This is a genomic window from Streptomyces sp. NPDC002835 (genome assembly GCF_053591995.1).
Genome location: NZ_JBSFUW010000030.1, coordinates 25271 through 40978, shown reverse-complemented (window position 1 = coordinate 40978; position 15708 = coordinate 25271). Strand labels below are relative to the sequence as shown.

Here is a 15708-nt window from a genome sequence, read left to right as displayed (position 1 = left end):
TCACGGTCCGCTGTGGATGACCGAGCCCCAGAACAGCGGGTCCCGGTAGCGGGGGTGCTCGCGCAACACCCCGATGGCCCGGTGCAGGGCACATGCGGCAGCCGGGGTATCCGGTGCCGCCAGGTTCCGGTAGACCTCGCGGGCGAGCAGCAGGCCCATCTTGTCGTCCACGGTCCACAGGCTTCCGATCACCTGCCGGTAGCCGCACAGCTGAAAGGCGGACGCCACCGAGATGACCTCGTCGGCCAGTTCCTCGCCGGGTGCGGCGCTGTGGCAGGCGGAGAGGTAGGCGAACTCGGCCTCCGGTAACCGCTCGCCGGCCAGTTCACGCAAGGTCAGTTCCCCTCCGTGCAGCAGCAGTCTGCTGCGGGAGGGGTCGGCCCGGTCCCGTACGCCGTGGCAGGCCAGATGGGCGTGGGTGTGCGTGCGCAGCGCGGCGAGCACCGCCTGCGGCGTGGCCTCGGTTCCACGCAGTTCGTCCCGGCGGCCGGGCAGCACGCCCGTCGCCGCAAGCTCGTCGCCCAGGGCGGTCAGCCGGGGGTACGCGGTCCCGGTGTCCACGGCCACCGCCACGAGCGACGGGCGGCCCTTGCCTGAGGTCGGCCTGGAACGGGCGTGCAGCAGGGCGCCCAGCGTCGGGGTGAAGGAGGAGACGACCAGGTCGTGGGTGTACACGTTCTCCCCGCCGGGTCTCTTCTCCAGCAGTGCGGCGTGCAGCGGGAGGACGGACAGGACACCGGTCGGGCACCACCACAGCCGCGGCCGGGGCGCGCCGGGACGCGCCGGCCGGTCGAGGCCCAGGCGGGCGAGGACAGGACCCACGATGTGCGTACCGAGCCACCGCAGCGTGCCCTTCATCTCTTCGTCCCGCCGCAGGCGCTCCCGGCCCGGCGTGTCTGGGTGGAGGAGCCGGGACACGGCGGTCCGGAAAGTGCCGGCGCGTTCGCCGATCTCCTCCGGCATGACCTCCAGGGGCAACACCTCGACGGCGCTGCGGCCGCCGGGCGGCCGGGTCAGCAGCAGCACGAAGCAGCCCATCGGGGACACGTTGACAACGGCCACGGGTCCGTGTGCCGTGGCTTCGCTCAACTGCTCCCAGTCCGGCGACCGGTAGAAGCGCGCGAACCCGGGCCGCGCGCGGATCTCCTCGACCACCCGGTCGAACTCCGCCGCCGCCTCCTTGCGCTGTTCGGGGCTGCGCTGCCGCGCGACCAGCTCGGCACAGACCCGCTCGAAGCGGTCGGCGAGTTCGGGAGACGCGGCGGCGAGCTCGTCGTGCCGACCGCGCAGCTGCAGGGCCTGGGCGAGCAGGACGCCGCGCCCCTGCTCCAGCCGGACGAGCGCTTCCTGCGGCCGGTCGGCCATGACCGACACAGCCGCGGCCACCGTGGCCAGCGAGGACACCTCGCGCAGCCGTGTCTCCTGCGACTCCCGGCCCAGCGTCCGCCCGCTCAGCTTGGGCAGCAGATCGGTCAGCGCCACGCCGAAGGCGTTGCGGGCGAGGTCCAGGGCGCCCAGCGAGACACTGTCGACGCCCCAGGCGACAGCGCATGCCAAGCGGGTGCGGATGTCCTGGGTGGGGGCGAGCGCGGTGGCACGGTACTGGTCGACGGCGTCGGCGACATCCAGCACGTTGCCACGCAGCCTGCCCCTCTCCGCCAAAAGGCGCCCCAGCTCCATACGGGCCAGCTGCTGGTTGGGTCCGGTGCCCGCGGAGTCTTCCGCCACCTTCCGCAGGATCGCCTCAGCTCGGTCGAGATCCGCATGCTGCTGCCGGTGCGTTCCGCGCCTGCGCAGGGCGACGGCCAGCTTGATCATCATCACGGGGTGGTCGTGCTGGGACCACGGGGTGGCGGCGACGGCGTACGTCAAGTGCTCGACGGCCTCGTCGATGTCGGATTCCTGTGCATGGAGGTCGAACCGCGCGGTAAGGACAGCAGCCAGGTTGGTGAGCCGCTGGGCGTGGCCGGACGAGGCGGCCACCGAAGGGTCGTTTCCTTCCCGGACGGCCCTGGTGGCGGCCTCGAGATCGGCGGGGTCCCGGAACGTGACGTACCGATCGAGCCGGGCCAGGCCCAGGAAGGAGGCGACCGAAGCCCGGTCCTCGGCGTTCAGCGGCCCGGTCGCGAGCACCGCTTCGAGCTCGGCGATCGACGCGTCGAGGTCGGTGAGCTCGCCTGTCATCTCGAAACGCATCCGCAGCGCTTGCCCCAGCTCGGCCCGGTGGCCGCTGCGCTGCGGCTCCCCGGTCGCGGACGCGTCGACGACCACTCGCAGCCGGTCGATGACCGTATCAAGCCGTTCCAGGCCGCCCTCGCGCAGGTACGCGGCGATCTCGGCTCCCGGGCTGCCCTCGGCCGGCACTGCCGGCGGCGCCTTGGCCAGCGCCCGCATGAGACCGGCCAGCATCTCCTCACGAAGAGGATCCTCCGCCGGCAGCGCGGCGAGGGCCGCGCGCATGAGGCCGAGGGCCTTGCGCCCCGCTCCTTCCGGCCCGACGCCGAGATCGGCCATCGTGGTCAGGGCCGAGGCGAAGTTGAAGGCGATGTGCGGCTCGGACTCTCCGCCCCGTGCTCCCTCCCACGCTCTGCCCAGGAGCGCGCCGGCCAGCTGGACTCCTTCTGCGTCCTTCTTCGGTGCGCTGGCCAGGAGGAGTGCAACGCCCACTGCATGCACGGTCTCGTACGCCGGCACTGCCGGTGGCGGCTGCTCGGCGAAGGCGTCACGCAACGGCTGCGGTACGGCACCGGGCCGCACTGCGTGCACGATCCCGAAGAGGAAGGTGCACGCGTGGTGGTCCCAGGTCCTCCCGGCCTCGGGCAGACACTGGCATCGCTCAAGGTAGTAACCGGCGGCCAGGTACACGATGTCGAGGACGTCCGGCTCCGCCGCGGCCTGGGCGGAGGTGAGCCGATCGGCGATCCCCAGAACGTGTATCGCGACGTTGCCGTGGGTCTCCTGCGCCAGCACGTTTTCCGGCGTATCGGAAGCCCACGCCCTCATCGTGTCCGGTTCCGACATCGCCGCACGGATGACGGCACGCATCTCCTGGCTTACTCCACGCATCCCCGATCCCCCCGGGCCCCGCCCCGCATCCGCGTTTCCAGCTACGGTGATCGCAACCGTAGCGGGGAGAGGCGGCGGGCGCGGGCGGAACGGCAAAGGTTTTCAGGGCCTGTTCCCGGTCGTGATCAGGCGTCAGGGAACCACTCCGCCAGCGCGGAGCGCGTGACCGCCGCGGAGGTGTGGTGCTGCGCGGTCAGCCCGGCGGCACCGGCGCCCTCGACGCCCTCGACGCCCTCGACGTGAGGCTCGGCATCGTCGACAGCGTCGGTGTACGTCCCGGACGACCTTCCGCCCGTGGCCGCCGTTGGCCTGCTGGTCCCCGCATCGGCCCTTGTCGGTGGCGGTGTCTACTGTGTTCGGCGTACGCGCCGGCGTGGGATCCGGAGGCCCGCGTGCCGTGGGGGACCCTGACCGCCGAGGCGGCGGTGGAGCGGGATGTCGGAGGCTGCCGTACGTCGTGGTGCACCCGATCCCGAGGCAGGGGGTTCGGCTGAAGGTCCGGCTGGTTTCCCGGCGGGACCACTACGTCGGCCTGTGGGTCTACGACGACCAGGTCCGCCGCACCGACGAGCTGATCGACCACAGGCTCGTCACGCGCAAACTCCTCGCCCGCTACCGCGGCTCGGATCCCGGGTCACCTTGGTGACGGTCTTCCCGGAGGCCCGGAACAGCCGCGAGCCGCCCCAGGCGCCGCCGGCCGAGCGCGTCGTAGGTGCGCTCGATGTACGCGCCCTGGGGCTGCCCGACCTGCTCACAGGCCCGGACTGGCTCGCGTTGTGGCTGCTTGGTCCGTGAGGGCCCGGATCCTGGGCGCCAACCCCTGCTTCACCCCGCCCCGGAGTGCCGAATGTGTCAGCGATGGCGCCTGGTGTATCTGGCAGAGCCTGTCGTGTCTTCGTCATCTCATCTCACGACCACGTCTGCCCACCAGGTGGTCCCGTCGGCGCGCTCTCGCACGCCATGCCTGGCCGACAGCGCCATGACGATTCCGATGCCTCGGCCGTGCTCGTCCGGGTCGCGCCCGGAAGCCGGCCGGTCGGCCGGGGTCGCAGGTCCCGCATCCGTCACCTCGATGTGTACGGCTTTGAGAGCGTCCACCAGCACCTGCGACACCCGAAGCGTCGCCGGAGGCAGGGCGTGGGTGATCGCATTGGTGAGCAGCTCCGAGGCCAGCAGGACCACGTCCTCCGCGACGTCCGCGGACAGGTGCCAGTCGGTGAGGACCGCGCGCACGCGCCGACGCATGACCGCGGCTGCCTCAGGGGCGTGTGGCAGGGGAAAGACGTACGTGACGTCTTCGGGAAGCTCTGCGCTGAGCTGCGCCACTGTCATGGCCCGTCCTCCTCGGGGAGCGTTGCCGGCCGGTGGCCGGGCGTGATGAAACGCTAGGGAGGCAGGAGCGGTCGGTCAATGAACGACGGTCGGCATTGTCGAACGAAGGTCCTCATTCGAAGACCCGGACTACGATCGTTCTATGGTCGGCCCGGTCCAGTCCATAGAACGGGCGGCGGCGATTCTGCGTCTGCTCGCCGCCGGTCCCCGCAGGCTGGGACTGGGCGAGGTTGCGTCGTCGCTCGGACTGGCCAAAGGAACCGCTCATGGCATTCTGCGCACCCTGCAGCACGTGGACTTCGTGGAGCAGGACGCTGCCACCGGGAAGTACCAGCTCGGAGCGGCTCTGCTCCATCTCGGTACCAGCTACCTCGACGTCAACGAGTTGCGGTCGCGCTCCCTCAACTGGGCCGACGCCCTGGCCGCCCGCAGCGGGGAGGCCGTCCGCCTGGGCACACCCCTGGAGGGGAAGGTGCTCATCGTCCACCACGTCTTCCGCCCGGACGACACCCTCCAGACCCTGGACGTGGGTGCGCTGCTGCCGCTTCACGCCTCCTCGCTCGGCAAGGTCCTGCTGGCCTTCGGGGCCGCGCCCGTCGAGCCGCTGCTGAAGGCCGGACTGGAGGCCTACACCCGGCACACCCTGGTGCTCCCCGAGGATCTCAACCGGGCGCTCAGCGAGATTCGAGAGCTCGGCTGGGGCTCAGAGGTGCAGGAAATGAGCATGGGTGACGCCGGAATCGCCACGCCGATCCGGGGGCACGGCGGCCTCGTGGTGGGCGCGCTCGGCATATCCGGCCCGGTCGAGCGGATCTGCGACAACGGAGGCCGGCCCCGACCCGCCCTGATCACCTTGCTCAGGGAGGCCGCACGGGCGATCTCCAGAGACCTGGGCGCGGCGCGCTGGTAGTCACCCGCCGCTCCGTGACACATCGGAAGGCAGGCCCGATCATGGTGGCACGCTATGTGATGTCCATCGACCAGGGCACCACCTCCACTCGATGCATCCTGTTCGACCACCGCGGGGGGCTGGTGTCGGTCGCCCAACGAGAGCATCGCCAGTATTTTCCTCAGCCCGGATGGGTCGAGCACGACGCTGTGGAGATCTGGCGCAACCTGCAGCGCGTGGTGCCGGAGGCACTGTCCCACGCAGGCGTGGACGCCGGGCAGATCGCCGCCATCGGGATCGCCAACCAGCGGGAGACGACCGTGCTCTGGGACCGGCGGACTGGCGTGCCACTGGGGAAGGCGATCGTCTGGCAGGACACCCGCACCGCTCCGCTTGTCGACGATCTGAAAAACCGGCCCGGGGAGGAGTTCTTCCTCGAACGCTGCTGCCTGCCTCCCTCGACCTACTTCTCCGCGCCCCGGATCCGCTGGTTGTTCGATCACATCGACGGGCTGGAGCAGCGTGCCCGGGACGGCGAGGTGCTGTTCGGCACGATGGAGAGCTGGCTGATCTGGAACCTCACCGGCGGAAGGGGCGGCGGTCTGCACATCACCGACGCCACCAACGCCAGCCGCACCATGCTCATCGACATGCGCACGCTGACCTGGGACGGCGAACTCATGGAGTTCTTCGGAGTCCCGCGCCAGATGCTGCCGGAGATCCGTCCTTCCGCCGAGTGCTACGGCGAGGCCCGCTCCGTGCTCCCGGGGATCCCGATCACGGCCGCCCTCGGCGATCAGCAGGCGGCCTTGTTCGGGCAGACCTGCTTCTCGCCCGGCGAGGCGAAGTGCACCTACGGGACCGGCAGTTTCCTGCTGATGAACACCGGATCCGACGTCGTCCGGTCCCGGCACGGGCTCCTCACCACCGTCGCATACAAGATCGCGAAGCAGCCCGCGATCTACGCCCTGGAGGGGCCGATCGCCGTCACCGGCTCGCTGGTCCAGTGGTTCCGCGACCGATTGGGTCTGATCAACAGTGCACCTGAGATCGAGACCCTGGCACGCACCGTCGAGGACAACGGCGGCTGCTACATCGTCCCCGCGTTCTCCGGTCTGTTCGCACCCCATTGGAGAAGCGACGCCCGCGGCGTCATCGTCGGCCTCACCTCGTACATCACGAAGGGCCACTTGGCCCGAGCCGTCCTGGAAGCCACCGGCTGGCAGACACGGGAGGTCGTCGACGCCATGAACGCCGATTCTGCGCTCGCCCTGAAGCAGCTCAAGGTGGACGGGGGCATGACCTCCGACAACCTGCTCATGCAGTTCCTCGCCGACGTGCTCGACGTTCCCGTGGTACGGCCCCTGGTGGCCGAGACGGTGTCGCTCGGCGCTGCCTACGCAGCCGGCCTCGCGGTCGGCTACTGGTCGGACATGGAGGTCCTGCGCCGCAACTGGCACCGGGCCGCCCAGTGGCTGCCTGCCATGGATTCCGAACGGCGGGAGCGCGAATACGACTGCTGGCAACGAGCCGTCGAGCGGTCCCTGGGGTGGATCCAGCCGCCGAGGCGGTCATGACACTGAAGGCACCCGTGCCAAGCCGGTACGCCTGGTCAGGCTTGGCATCCTCTGCCGGGTATCTTGCGGCCGGCGAGCGGCCGCGCCCCGGGACGAGAGGGCGAGGACATGGCGCACGGCCGAGATGTGATCGAGGAGCCCACCGAGGACCACCGCGAGGTGGCGGTGCTGTTCGAGCAGATCCGGGACACGGCCATGGACGGCGAGTGGCGCCGTGAGCCGGCGGACCGGACGGCGATTGAGCTGGTGCGGCACTCGGTTGCCGAGGAGGAGTACCTGTACCCGGCGGTGCGCAGGCAGGTCGAGGCCGCGCGCAGCTCGCGGACAAGGAGCTCGGGGACAAGCTCCGGGTGGCCAAGGACAAGGCACCGACCCGGCCGCACCGGGACGCCCGGACAAGCCTCCGGCCAGCAAGCTGCTCGGGCCCGGCGCCGGCCTGGCCGACCGCGCCCGACGACGTGCTCACCGGCCGCGGCCGGTGAGCACGTCTTTACCCGTGCGCGTGGCTCAGCCCTCGTCGCGTCCACATCACCACGTCCGGGCCCGGTCCCGCAGCCCTGGTCCATCCGGGCGACACCAGTGTGTGGCAGGACGCAGTGCGGTGGCCGGCGGGGCACAGTGTCCGTGCTGCCCAAGCGCCCTCAGGTTGGAGTAGCTGAGCGCAGGCCCTCGGCCGTGGTCCGGCATCCCCGCCGCCGGGGGCTTTCGCTTGCCCAGCGGTTCACGTGGCAGGAGGGGTTGCCACCCGCGATCGCGGGAAAAGATGCCGACATTCTGGTTCGGTGGCAGCGTTGAAGCCAAGCGCTCCCTCCCGCTCGGAGCGGCTGAGTAGAAGGCCCCCGGTTCCGGTTGTCACGTCCCGCCTCCCCGGGGGCTTTCCTCTGCCCGGATCGGCTTCCCTTTGGGAAGCGTGCGCGCGAGAGGCCGGACATCCGCTGACGTGCCCCCGGTCCCTCGTCGCTCGATCACTGCGGAAGCGGCTCATCGCCGCGAGGGGCCCCTACTGCGGTCACGATGCGACGAGCCCCGGCTGATCAGGTATGAGATGGGCTCTGTGTTTGCTGCCGAGCGTGCAGGGCCCCCGCGCTGATGAGGCAACAGAACATCGGCGCCGTGCTGGTCCACCCGGGACACCCACTGAGCGAAGATGGTGCTGGACGATTCCTTGGGGGTGGAGCGGCGTGGGGACCGTGCCCATCAGTGGGCCGCCTGACCGTCCACGACTGGGTTGCCGGGCTTACGCCGGTTGCGGCAGCTGCACGACCGGATCCGGAACGAGGGCCCGTTCGGCGCCCACACCGCGCGGTTCCCCATCGGGGCCCGCAAGCCTGCCTGAGACGGGACCCGCCGCCGTGGGCTGAGAGCCCCAGCGGGCGCCGCGACGGCCTCATCCAGCTAGTCCAGGGTGCCGGGGCGCCGGATGTCCGCGTACACCCGCGCCTTGATTCCCGCGTCCCCAGGAGTGCGCCACACCGGGGTGATGCCGGAGGTGGTCCACCGCTGCCGGAGGCCGTCCATCACCGCGCGGATGGTGTCTTCGTCCGCGGCAGTGATGTCCAGGACCACCAGCCCCGGTTCGGAGATGTGCTGCTCGTCGACCTGTTCCATGCCTGGACCGACGTGGGCTGCGCACCGTTGGTTCGCCGGTTGCCGTATAACCACCCGCACGGGCGACGCCGCGTGGTCAGCTGTTCGAACACCCCGGGCCGCGGGTCGGCGGGTGGTGTCGTTGACAGGACGTAGGCCAGGGCAGCGCACGCTGCGCCAAGAGGCCTCATCTCGGCAGCGGCCGACCGCTTCTGATGGAGGAACGATGGTAGAGCGCAAACCGAAGCGGGCCGTCTGTCACGTCACTTCGGACGCGGATGGGACGGCGACGCGGCAGTGGCAGGGTCAGCACGAGGGAGACCGCCGCGGGGTGCGCGAGCTGCACCGTACCCGGCAGGAGGCCATCCTCGCGGCCCGTCAACAGGCAAAGCAGCACGAGCCGTCGCAGGTCGTCGTCCACGGCAGGGACGGGCGAATCCGTACCGAGTACGCCTACGGCGACGACCCAGGAACATCCCCGGCTGGCACTCGTCAGGTCGACGCGATGGTGCTGCGGCCTCCGCTGGAGCCGATGCTCGCCCAGGCCCGTGAGGCCGTCCCGGCCCCCGGGTGTGCTGCCGGCGGGCCGGCGTTCGAGGCGAAGGTCGACGGTTCTACAGAGACCACGAACGTGTCCCAGAGAGGCGGTGCGGTGGCCCTCACGCTGCGACCGAACCGGGGGCATGCAGGTCGGCTGTCGGTCCTCACGGAGGCGGAGGAGTCGGACTGGGCGGTGCCAACGTCCGTGGTCGACCGTAGCCTTGCTGGACTCGGCGGCGGCGGCGGGGCCGGCTACTGGGCGCTGTGGGAGAACCAGGACTCCGCCTTCTCCACGCCCAGGACGTCTTGGAAACCCGGACCGCTCTCGTCTCCCTGGAGAGAGGCGGCATCGGCCTGGCGAGGGCCATGACTTCACTGCCGAGCGCACGAAAATCTATGTTGGCGAGAGTAGACATTGGGTGGTGGTGTGGTTATGGTTTCTCTTGTAACCCAGAGAGGTCGCACGGGCCTGGCAGAGACGTACTGCCGGGCAGGAGTACCCGCAGTTGCAATTCGCAGGACGGTGCGGTGGTGGAGTTTCGAAGCCAGGGTTGTTGCAGGACGGCGACGGGACTGGCGACCGGACCGGGCGGCCCGCAGTGATCAGGGGCCGCCGTGAGCGGGACCGCAGTTGACGAAGTGGCAGTACCCGCAAGTGCAGTTCGCAGTGCCCAGCAGCGAAAGCCAGTGAGCAGCACCTCGGTGAAGGCGTCGGCTGCGGACGCGCGCACCGGGCAGTTCGGCAGTGGGGTTCTGAGCCAGAGCAGCAGACGCAAGACGGGCGACGGGGCTGGCTGCCGAAGAGTGGCGCTGTCGCAGGCCACGAAGCAGTTCGCGGCATCAGCGGTAGAGCAGTACCAGCAGTACGCAGTCCTGGCAAGTAGTGATCACCGAGGGAAGAACGGAGGAACCCGCGCCATCAGGATCGCCCGGGCAGAAGTCCTGAACCCGGGTACCGCAGGACATCGATAGCGAGGTGGTCTTCGGTCAAGCAACCGCGATCCCCGCACCCCCGACAGCATCTCGGTCGGGTCCGCGGAAACAGAAAGCCGGCGCAGTCCCAGGGCCGGTAGATGGTGTAGCAGTTCCTTCGGGGCCCTGGTGCCGTTTGGCACCAGGGCCCCTCCACGCGTTCCACAGAGGGGCGGCCGGGTCCAAGTGCCCGACCTGCGCCGTCTGTTCCGTCTTCAGCGCGTGGCCCGGTCTGCTGCTTCTCGGGTGATGTCGGCGTAGAGGCGGAAGAGGGCAGGGCGGGCTTCGCCGTGGTCGCGTTCGTGCAGGGCTGCCCAGCAGCGGGCGATGAGTTCGCGGGCCTGGGTGCCGGGCCAGGGCTGGGGCAGGAGCTGAGGCGGCAGCAGTGGGTCGGGCTCCATGGCGCGGGTGAGCTCGGCGGCCAGCTCGACCGCGATGGTGAGAAGTGCGGAAGGGGAGAGTCCGGCTGGACCGGTGAGCCGGGCGAGGCGCGGCTGGGCGATGCGGCTGAGGCGGTGGTAGCGGCCGGCGATCTCCTGCAGGGACCACAGGCGGCGGGCGAGTTCGGCAGGCTCTCGGGTGTCGCCCCTGCGCAGGTCCGTCGTGGTGAGGAGGATGAGCGAGCCATGGGCGCCCAGGCGGTGGGCCGCGTCTTCGACGTATGGTTCCCAGGTGTTGGCGCAGACGTACAGTCCGCCTTGGAGCGGCGCGCCGCCGAGGTGGACGAGTGTCTCGCGCAGGGCGTCGCGGGCCGTGCGGGCCGATTCGGGTACCGCGAAGGCGGCCAGGTGCCAGACGCCGTCCCAGGGCGCGAGCCCGGCGTCCTGCTGGAATGCGTGCCGGAGGAAGTCCGCGTTGGGGGCGAGGGCACGCGTGGTGTCCGCGGTCGCGTGCAGCTCCGCCTTGCGGCCCCGGCCCTCGTGGGTGAACCGGCCTTCGGCCACGAGGCGTTTGACGCACAGTCGCACCTGTTGGTCGCTCATGCCAAGGGTGTTGGCGACGGTGTACAGCTCGTCCGCGCTGACCGTGCCGTCCTCGCGGATCAGCGCGTGGACGAGCATGCGGGTGGGCACCTCGACGTGGTCCGTCTCCGCGCTCACAGTTCTGTCGCTCCCCTTGTACCGACGGCGCGACGCATGGTGGTCACTGCGCCGAACCCCAGCAGCCCGCGCAGGTAGGGCGTGCGCTCTGTCCTCACGGCCGTGAAGCCGCGCCGCTCGTACAGCGCCCTCGCCCGCGGGTTGGTGTCGATCACATCCAGTCTGATGTCCCGGCAGTCCTGCTCCGCCGCGACGGCGGCCACTTCCTCTATGAGCAGGCTCCCCACGCCGCGGCCGCGTATGTCCGGGTCCACGGCGATGCCGTCCATGACGAGTTGCCCGGGGGCCGGGTGGCGTTCGAACAGGGCGAGGAGCAGGAGTCGTTGCAGTCCTCGCACGTATCCGTACGCCCGCAGCACGGCGGAAGCCGATCCTCCGGTGAGGGCCCGGCCGCCGAGTTGGTAGCCGGCGAGGCCGACGAGCTGCCCGTCGAGGAGCGCGCAGACCGCGCGATCGGCGTTCAGGTGGGCGGCGAGGAAGGGCACCGCCTTGTCCGGCGGGTTCAGGGCGGGACCGAGTTTGCGGCCGAAGGCGTTCCAGTACAGCTCGGCCGCCTGCCGCTCGGCTCCGGCCGGAACGCCCCGCCGGACTGTCACCGGTCCCGTGCCGGTACCCGCTGTGTCCCGTCCCATGCCGTGCCCCCTTCGCGCTGCAACCCTTGCTCGAAACTATCATCTTGGCAACGGTCGTGCTTGCAGCGATAGTTTCAGCTTCGGCGTAGAGTCCGAGCAGAGGCGGTCAGATCGCATGCGTCCCAAGATTCAGCCCCGACGGCGCGGGCTCCGCATCGCGGTGTGGTTGCTCGTCACGGTTCTGGTCGTGGCCGCAGGCCTCGTCGGTGTGGTGCTGTGGCAGCACTCCTACGACATGCACGAGCAGCGGGTCTCGATCCGTCACGGGGACCACACCCTCAACGGCGTACTGGCCACGCCCAAGGACGGCCGCAAGCGCCACGGCCTGGTCGTGTACGTCCACGGCGACGGCCCCGTCGACGCCGCCCACGACGACGGTTACAAGCCCATGTGGGAAGCGAACGCCAAGGCCGGGTACGCATCCCTGTCCTGGGACAAGCCCGGCGTCGCCGGGGCACCCGGCGACTGGCTCGACCAGTCCATGGACGACCGAGCCAACGAGGCAGCCGCCGCCATCGCCTGGGCGCGCGCCCGCCCGGACATCGACGACCACCGGATCGGACTCTGGGGCGCCAGCCAGGCGGGCTGGGTCCTGCCGAAAATCGCCGCCAAGACGCCCGTGAGCTTCGTCATCGCCGTCTCGCCCGCGATCAACTGGCTTCAGCAGGGCCGCTACAACCTCCTCGCCGAGCTGCGCGCCGACGGCGCATCGGCATCCCGCACCAAGGCCGCGATCACCAAGAGCGACACCACCCGCCGGCTGCTGGAACGTCACGCGAGCTTCGAGGAGTACGCCAGGGCCATGGGCGGCGACACGGACGGCATGACCGCCGATCGCTGGGGCTTCATCTCCAAGAACTACACCGCGGACGCCACGCGAGACCTCCGCGCCTTGCGCGGCATACCGGTGCTGCTGACCCTCGCAGGCCATGACATCAACGTGGACACCGCCGACACGGAGCGCACCTACCGCAAGGTGCTGGACGCAGGCGGTGTATTGACGGTCAAGCGTTACCCGGACGCGGCCCATTCATTGCTCAAGCAGTCCATCGAGCAGTCGGACCTCAAGACCACGCTCACCGCGCTCTTCTCTCCCCGCTCGCTCTTCGCGGACCGATTCCTCGACGGGCAACGACAGTTCCTCAAGGATCTCGGCCGAGGCGGCAATGCCACTCCATGACACTCCCGCACGGTCGGCCATGGCGCGTTGTGCACGTTCGCGTGTACCGCCCGGTGACTTTGAAGCGAACGCCGCCACCTGCTGTAGGCGCAGGCTCTCGTCGCCGGCGGATCGGGAGGCGAGGCGACGTCGACGTACCGCTCGAGGAGGCGTGCGCCCAGGCGCGCGTTCTGCCTCGTAGAAGCACAGAACGGATACGGGCGTTCTGGAACGAGACAGTCGCAAGCCGTCTCCGGCATCAGCTGTCACCCCATCCGACCCATGCGACCCTCACCCACCCACAGTCCTGCCAGCACCAGGCCATCGCAGTGCGCGAAGCAACAAGAGACACCGCAACCAAAGATGAAAACGACCTTTGAGGAAGAACGGCACAGCGGTTCGGGTAGGCCGATCGGTGGCGGTGGCGCTGTGACCGGGCTCTGTCGCGGAGCGGTTGATGTTCGGCCGTGAGAGACGGCCCACCCCGCTGGGGCAGGCATTCGCGGAGTACGGGCGGATCGGCAAGACCCTGCACCTGCATGGGTGGTCGACCCGGTGGACGACACCTGTCGGAGGCAGATGAACCGGCAGCTCACCGTCCAGGAGTCCCGCCACAAGCCGGCACGGGACATCCATCTGGCACGCGTGGTCCGCACGGGAGTAACGGCCACCTGGCACGCCTACGGCTTCACGGCGGTGGACAACTCCGTGCACGCGTATCACCGTGGCCGGATTCCTTGCCGCTGGTGGCCGAATGGGCATCAGCACAGGCGCGCCCCTGCAGCGTTGGGAGCGGACAGCGGGGTGCCAGAAGCGCATGGACTGACTGGTCGGTACGTGCTCTGGTGAGCCCTCATGGGGCAATGCCGTCAGGGGCAATGCCCTCGCCAGGCATCGCCCGAGCGAGGCGATGCGCGCGCATCCCTGCCTGCCGGAGAGCTCCATGGCCCATCAGCACGCCCATCCGCACACCCCCACATTCCATCCAAGACCCCGGCGCCACCGGCCGGGCAGATCCTTCGCGCTCGTCAACGGACTGACCTTCGCGGTCCATCTCCTGCTTGCCTGCGCCGCAGAGGACCTGCTGGCCACCCGTGTCGCCGGACAGATCAACCTCGGCGTCGTCGCCATTCTCGCGCAGGGCGCGCTCCTGTTGTGGGCGGCGGCGCGTTACGACCGCGCCGCCCACGAGGAGGCCGCGTACGAGCCGGAGGAGGAGCACTGATGCTTCCTCAGGTACTGCTCGCCGCAGGGTATTCCGGCACCCTCGACCTGGACACGGACACCCGCTCCTGGGTTCTCGCCGGCTTCTTCGCCTTCATCGTCCCGATCCTGCTCATCTGCGTGCTCAACGGCCCCGAGCGGGACCGGGTCGACGACTTCTACACGGCGGGCCGCACGCTGCGGCCCGTCCAGGGCGCCCTCGTCCTCACCGGCGTCTACCTCTCCGCCGCGACCGTGCTCGGCACGACGGGAACCGTCGCGGTCTTCGGCTTCGACGGCCTGTTCATCGCCTTGTGCACCGTGCTGTCGCTCGGCGTCCTGCTCCTGCTGTCCGGCCCGCTGCGGGAACGCGGCACCTTCACCCTCGGCGACACGTTCGCCCTGCGGACCCCGGGGCCCGCGGTCAGGATCGCGGTTGCCGTCGTCACGCTGAGCGCGTGCATCCCGTATCTGATCGTCCAGCTCTCCGGTGCGGGCAGGACCACCGCCATGCTGCTCGGCCTGTCCGGTCCCGGCGCCGAGCAGACCGCCATCGTCATGATCGGCACCCTCGTCGTCTGCGCCACGGCCTTCGGCGGGATGCGCGGCATGATCGCGATCCAGGTGATCAAGACGGTGATCCTGCTCGCCATGGCCGTGGCCGTGGCGGCGGTGCTGCTCCACCGCTTCCACTGGAGCCCCGACTCCCTCATCGAGGCCGCCGGACGGGGCAGCGGCCGTCCCGAGGGCTATATGCGTCCGGGCCTGCGGTTCGCCGCCAGCAGCCCGGTCGAGGGGACGCTCGACTTCATCGGTCTGATGATCACCGTGGTGCTGGGCGTCGCATGCATGCCCCATGTCGCCACACAGCTCAACACCGCGCCCGACGCCGCCGCGGCACGCCGTACGGTCCGTCACACCATCGCCATCGTCGGTGCCATCTGCCTGCTCACCACCGTGCTGGGATTCGGGGCCGCGGCGCTGATCGGCGCCCCGAAGATCCTCGCCGCCGACCCCGGGGCCACCAGCAGTCTGCTGATTCTCACCGGCGATCTGGCAGGCGGCTCGTCGGCGCAGACGGGCGAGGCATGGCTCGTCGTGCTGGTCTCCTGCGCGGTGTTCCTCACCACGCTGGCAGTCGTCGCGAGCGTGACGCTGGCGGCCGCAGGCTCGGTCGCCCACGACCTCGTCACCAACGTCGTCCGCCGCGGGCGCACGACCGAGGGCCGGGAGGTGGCCGCGGCCCGCATCGCGTCCGCCTTGGTCGGGGTGCTGAGCATCTGCCTCGCGGTGTGGGTGCAGGGGTGGAACATGGGCTTCCTGTCCACGATCTCCCTGGCGGTGGCGAGCTCCTGCCTGCTGCCGGCGCTGGTGTACTCACTGTTCTGGCGCGGCTTCATGCGCAGGGGGCTGCTGTGGACGCTGTACGGAGGTCTCGGCTGCGCGATCGGACTCCAGGTCGTGAGCCCAGTCTTCTCCGGCAGCCCGATGGCACTGTTCCCCGAGTGGGACATCGCCTGGTTCCCGCTGCAGACGGTCGCCCTGGTGTCGCTGCCCGTGGCGTTCCTGCTCGGCTGGCTGGGGAGCGTCACGGGACAGCGGCGTGCGGCCGCGTTGCCGGAGCAGCCAGTCAGGGTCTGACGCACGAATG

General features: G+C 70.0%; 12 protein-coding genes and 2 pseudogenes. 9 read left to right on the top strand and 5 right to left on the bottom strand.

Annotated features, from left to right (window positions below):
* On the bottom strand, positions 1-2970 hold the full coding sequence (locus tag ACWD01_RS27185) for a CHAT domain-containing protein (RefSeq protein ID WP_451165421.1): 2970 nt from the start codon (positions 2968-2970) through the stop codon (positions 1-3).
* Between the two features lie 553 nt (positions 2971-3523).
* Here ACWD01_RS27185 and ACWD01_RS27180 point away from each other — a divergent pair.
* Complete coding sequence (locus ACWD01_RS27180) at positions 3524-3712, top strand: hypothetical protein (RefSeq protein ID WP_451165420.1); 189 nt, start codon at positions 3524-3526, stop codon at positions 3710-3712.
* A 257-nt stretch (positions 3713-3969) separates the two neighbouring features.
* On the opposite strand, the gene ACWD01_RS27175 is transcribed toward ACWD01_RS27180, so the two are convergent.
* A complete protein-coding gene (locus tag ACWD01_RS27175; RefSeq protein ID WP_451165419.1) occupies positions 3970-4398 on the bottom strand; it encodes an ATP-binding protein in 429 nt (142 codons plus the stop codon).
* A gap of 142 nt (positions 4399-4540) precedes the next feature.
* Here ACWD01_RS27175 and ACWD01_RS27170 point away from each other — a divergent pair, with 142 nt between their 5' ends.
* From ACWD01_RS27170 to ACWD01_RS27160, 3 genes and pseudogenes are all read left to right on the top strand, one after another.
* Positions 4541-5308, top strand: coding sequence for an IclR family transcriptional regulator (locus tag ACWD01_RS27170; protein ID WP_451165418.1), 768 nt, complete (start codon positions 4541-4543; stop codon positions 5306-5308).
* Between the two features lie 41 nt (positions 5309-5349).
* A complete protein-coding gene (gene glpK, locus ACWD01_RS27165) occupies positions 5350-6864 on the top strand; it encodes a glycerol kinase GlpK (RefSeq protein WP_451165463.1) in 1515 nt (504 codons plus the stop codon).
* Between the two features lie 108 nt (positions 6865-6972).
* Positions 6973-7346: pseudogene (locus tag ACWD01_RS27160) on the top strand (hemerythrin domain-containing protein).
* Positions 7347-8259: 913 nt separating this feature from the next.
* Here the strand turns inward: ACWD01_RS27160 and ACWD01_RS27155 are convergent.
* Positions 8260-8472: a DUF6207 family protein gene (locus ACWD01_RS27155; protein WP_451165417.1), complete on the bottom strand. Its 213-nt coding sequence runs from the start codon at positions 8470-8472 to the stop codon at positions 8260-8262.
* On the opposite strand from ACWD01_RS27155, the gene ACWD01_RS27150 reads away from it, so the two are divergent.
* Entirely contained in the window at positions 8393-9361 is a 969-nt protein-coding gene (locus ACWD01_RS27150) for a DUF2188 domain-containing protein (RefSeq protein WP_451165416.1), read from the top strand. The two genes, ACWD01_RS27155 and ACWD01_RS27150, sit on opposite strands and share 80 nt — an antisense overlap.
* Before the next feature lie 817 nt (positions 9362-10178).
* Here the strand turns inward: ACWD01_RS27150 and ACWD01_RS27145 are convergent.
* Together ACWD01_RS27145 and ACWD01_RS27140 are read right to left on the bottom strand one after the other, a co-directional pair.
* Positions 10179-11024 carry a PaaX family transcriptional regulator C-terminal domain-containing protein gene (locus tag ACWD01_RS27145; protein ID WP_451165462.1) on the bottom strand — a complete coding sequence of 282 codons (846 nt, stop codon included), beginning with the start codon at positions 11022-11024 and terminating at the stop codon, positions 10179-10181.
* A gap of 35 nt (positions 11025-11059) precedes the next feature.
* A complete protein-coding gene (locus ACWD01_RS27140) occupies positions 11060-11695 on the bottom strand; it encodes a GNAT family N-acetyltransferase (RefSeq protein ID WP_451165415.1) in 636 nt (211 codons plus the stop codon).
* Positions 11696-11810: 115 nt separating this feature from the next.
* Between ACWD01_RS27140 and ACWD01_RS27135 the strand changes: the two genes are divergently transcribed.
* The 4 genes and pseudogenes from ACWD01_RS27135 to ACWD01_RS27120 all read left to right on the top strand — a co-directional run bounded on the left by ACWD01_RS27135 (position 11811) and on the right by ACWD01_RS27120 (position 15698).
* On the top strand, positions 11811-12875 hold the full coding sequence (locus ACWD01_RS27135) for an alpha/beta hydrolase family protein (RefSeq protein ID WP_451165414.1): 1065 nt from the start codon (positions 11811-11813) through the stop codon (positions 12873-12875).
* Between the two features lie 457 nt (positions 12876-13332).
* Positions 13333-13499 (top strand): annotated as a pseudogene (locus tag ACWD01_RS27130) (Tn3 family transposase); the annotation flags it as partial.
* Positions 13500-13797: 298 nt separating this feature from the next.
* Positions 13798-14079: a hypothetical protein gene (locus tag ACWD01_RS27125; RefSeq protein WP_451165413.1), complete on the top strand. Its 282-nt coding sequence runs from the start codon at positions 13798-13800 to the stop codon at positions 14077-14079.
* Positions 14079-15698 carry a sodium/solute symporter gene (locus ACWD01_RS27120; RefSeq protein ID WP_451165412.1) on the top strand — a complete coding sequence of 540 codons (1620 nt, stop codon included), beginning with the start codon at positions 14079-14081 and terminating at the stop codon, positions 15696-15698. Before ACWD01_RS27125 ends, ACWD01_RS27120 begins: the two co-directional genes overlap by 1 nt.
* The last annotated feature ends 10 nt before the right edge of the window (positions 15699-15708 follow it).

Coding starts and splice junctions, on each gene's coding strand:
- ACWD01_RS27175 (WP_451165419.1), bottom strand. CDS start 4,398: ATGACAGTGGCGCAGCTCAGCGCAGAGCTTCCCGAAGACGTCACGTAC.
- ACWD01_RS27170 (WP_451165418.1), top strand. CDS start 4,541: ATGGTCGGCCCGGTCCAGTCCATAGAACGGGCGGCGGCGATTCTGCGT.
- glpK (WP_451165463.1), top strand. CDS start 5,350: ATGGTGGCACGCTATGTGATGTCCATCGACCAGGGCACCACCTCCACT.
- ACWD01_RS27150 (WP_451165416.1), top strand. CDS start 8,393: ATGGTGTCTTCGTCCGCGGCAGTGATGTCCAGGACCACCAGCCCCGGT.
- ACWD01_RS27155 (WP_451165417.1), bottom strand. CDS start 8,472: ATGGAACAGGTCGACGAGCAGCACATCTCCGAACCGGGGCTGGTGGTC.
- ACWD01_RS27145 (WP_451165462.1), bottom strand. CDS start 11,024: ATGCTCGTCCACGCGCTGATCCGCGAGGACGGCACGGTCAGCGCGGAC.
- ACWD01_RS27140 (WP_451165415.1), bottom strand. CDS start 11,695: ATGGGACGGGACACAGCGGGTACCGGCACGGGACCGGTGACAGTCCGG.
- ACWD01_RS27135 (WP_451165414.1), top strand. CDS start 11,811: ATGCGTCCCAAGATTCAGCCCCGACGGCGCGGGCTCCGCATCGCGGTG.
- ACWD01_RS27125 (WP_451165413.1), top strand. CDS start 13,798: ATGGCCCATCAGCACGCCCATCCGCACACCCCCACATTCCATCCAAGA.
- ACWD01_RS27120 (WP_451165412.1), top strand. CDS start 14,079: ATGCTTCCTCAGGTACTGCTCGCCGCAGGGTATTCCGGCACCCTCGAC.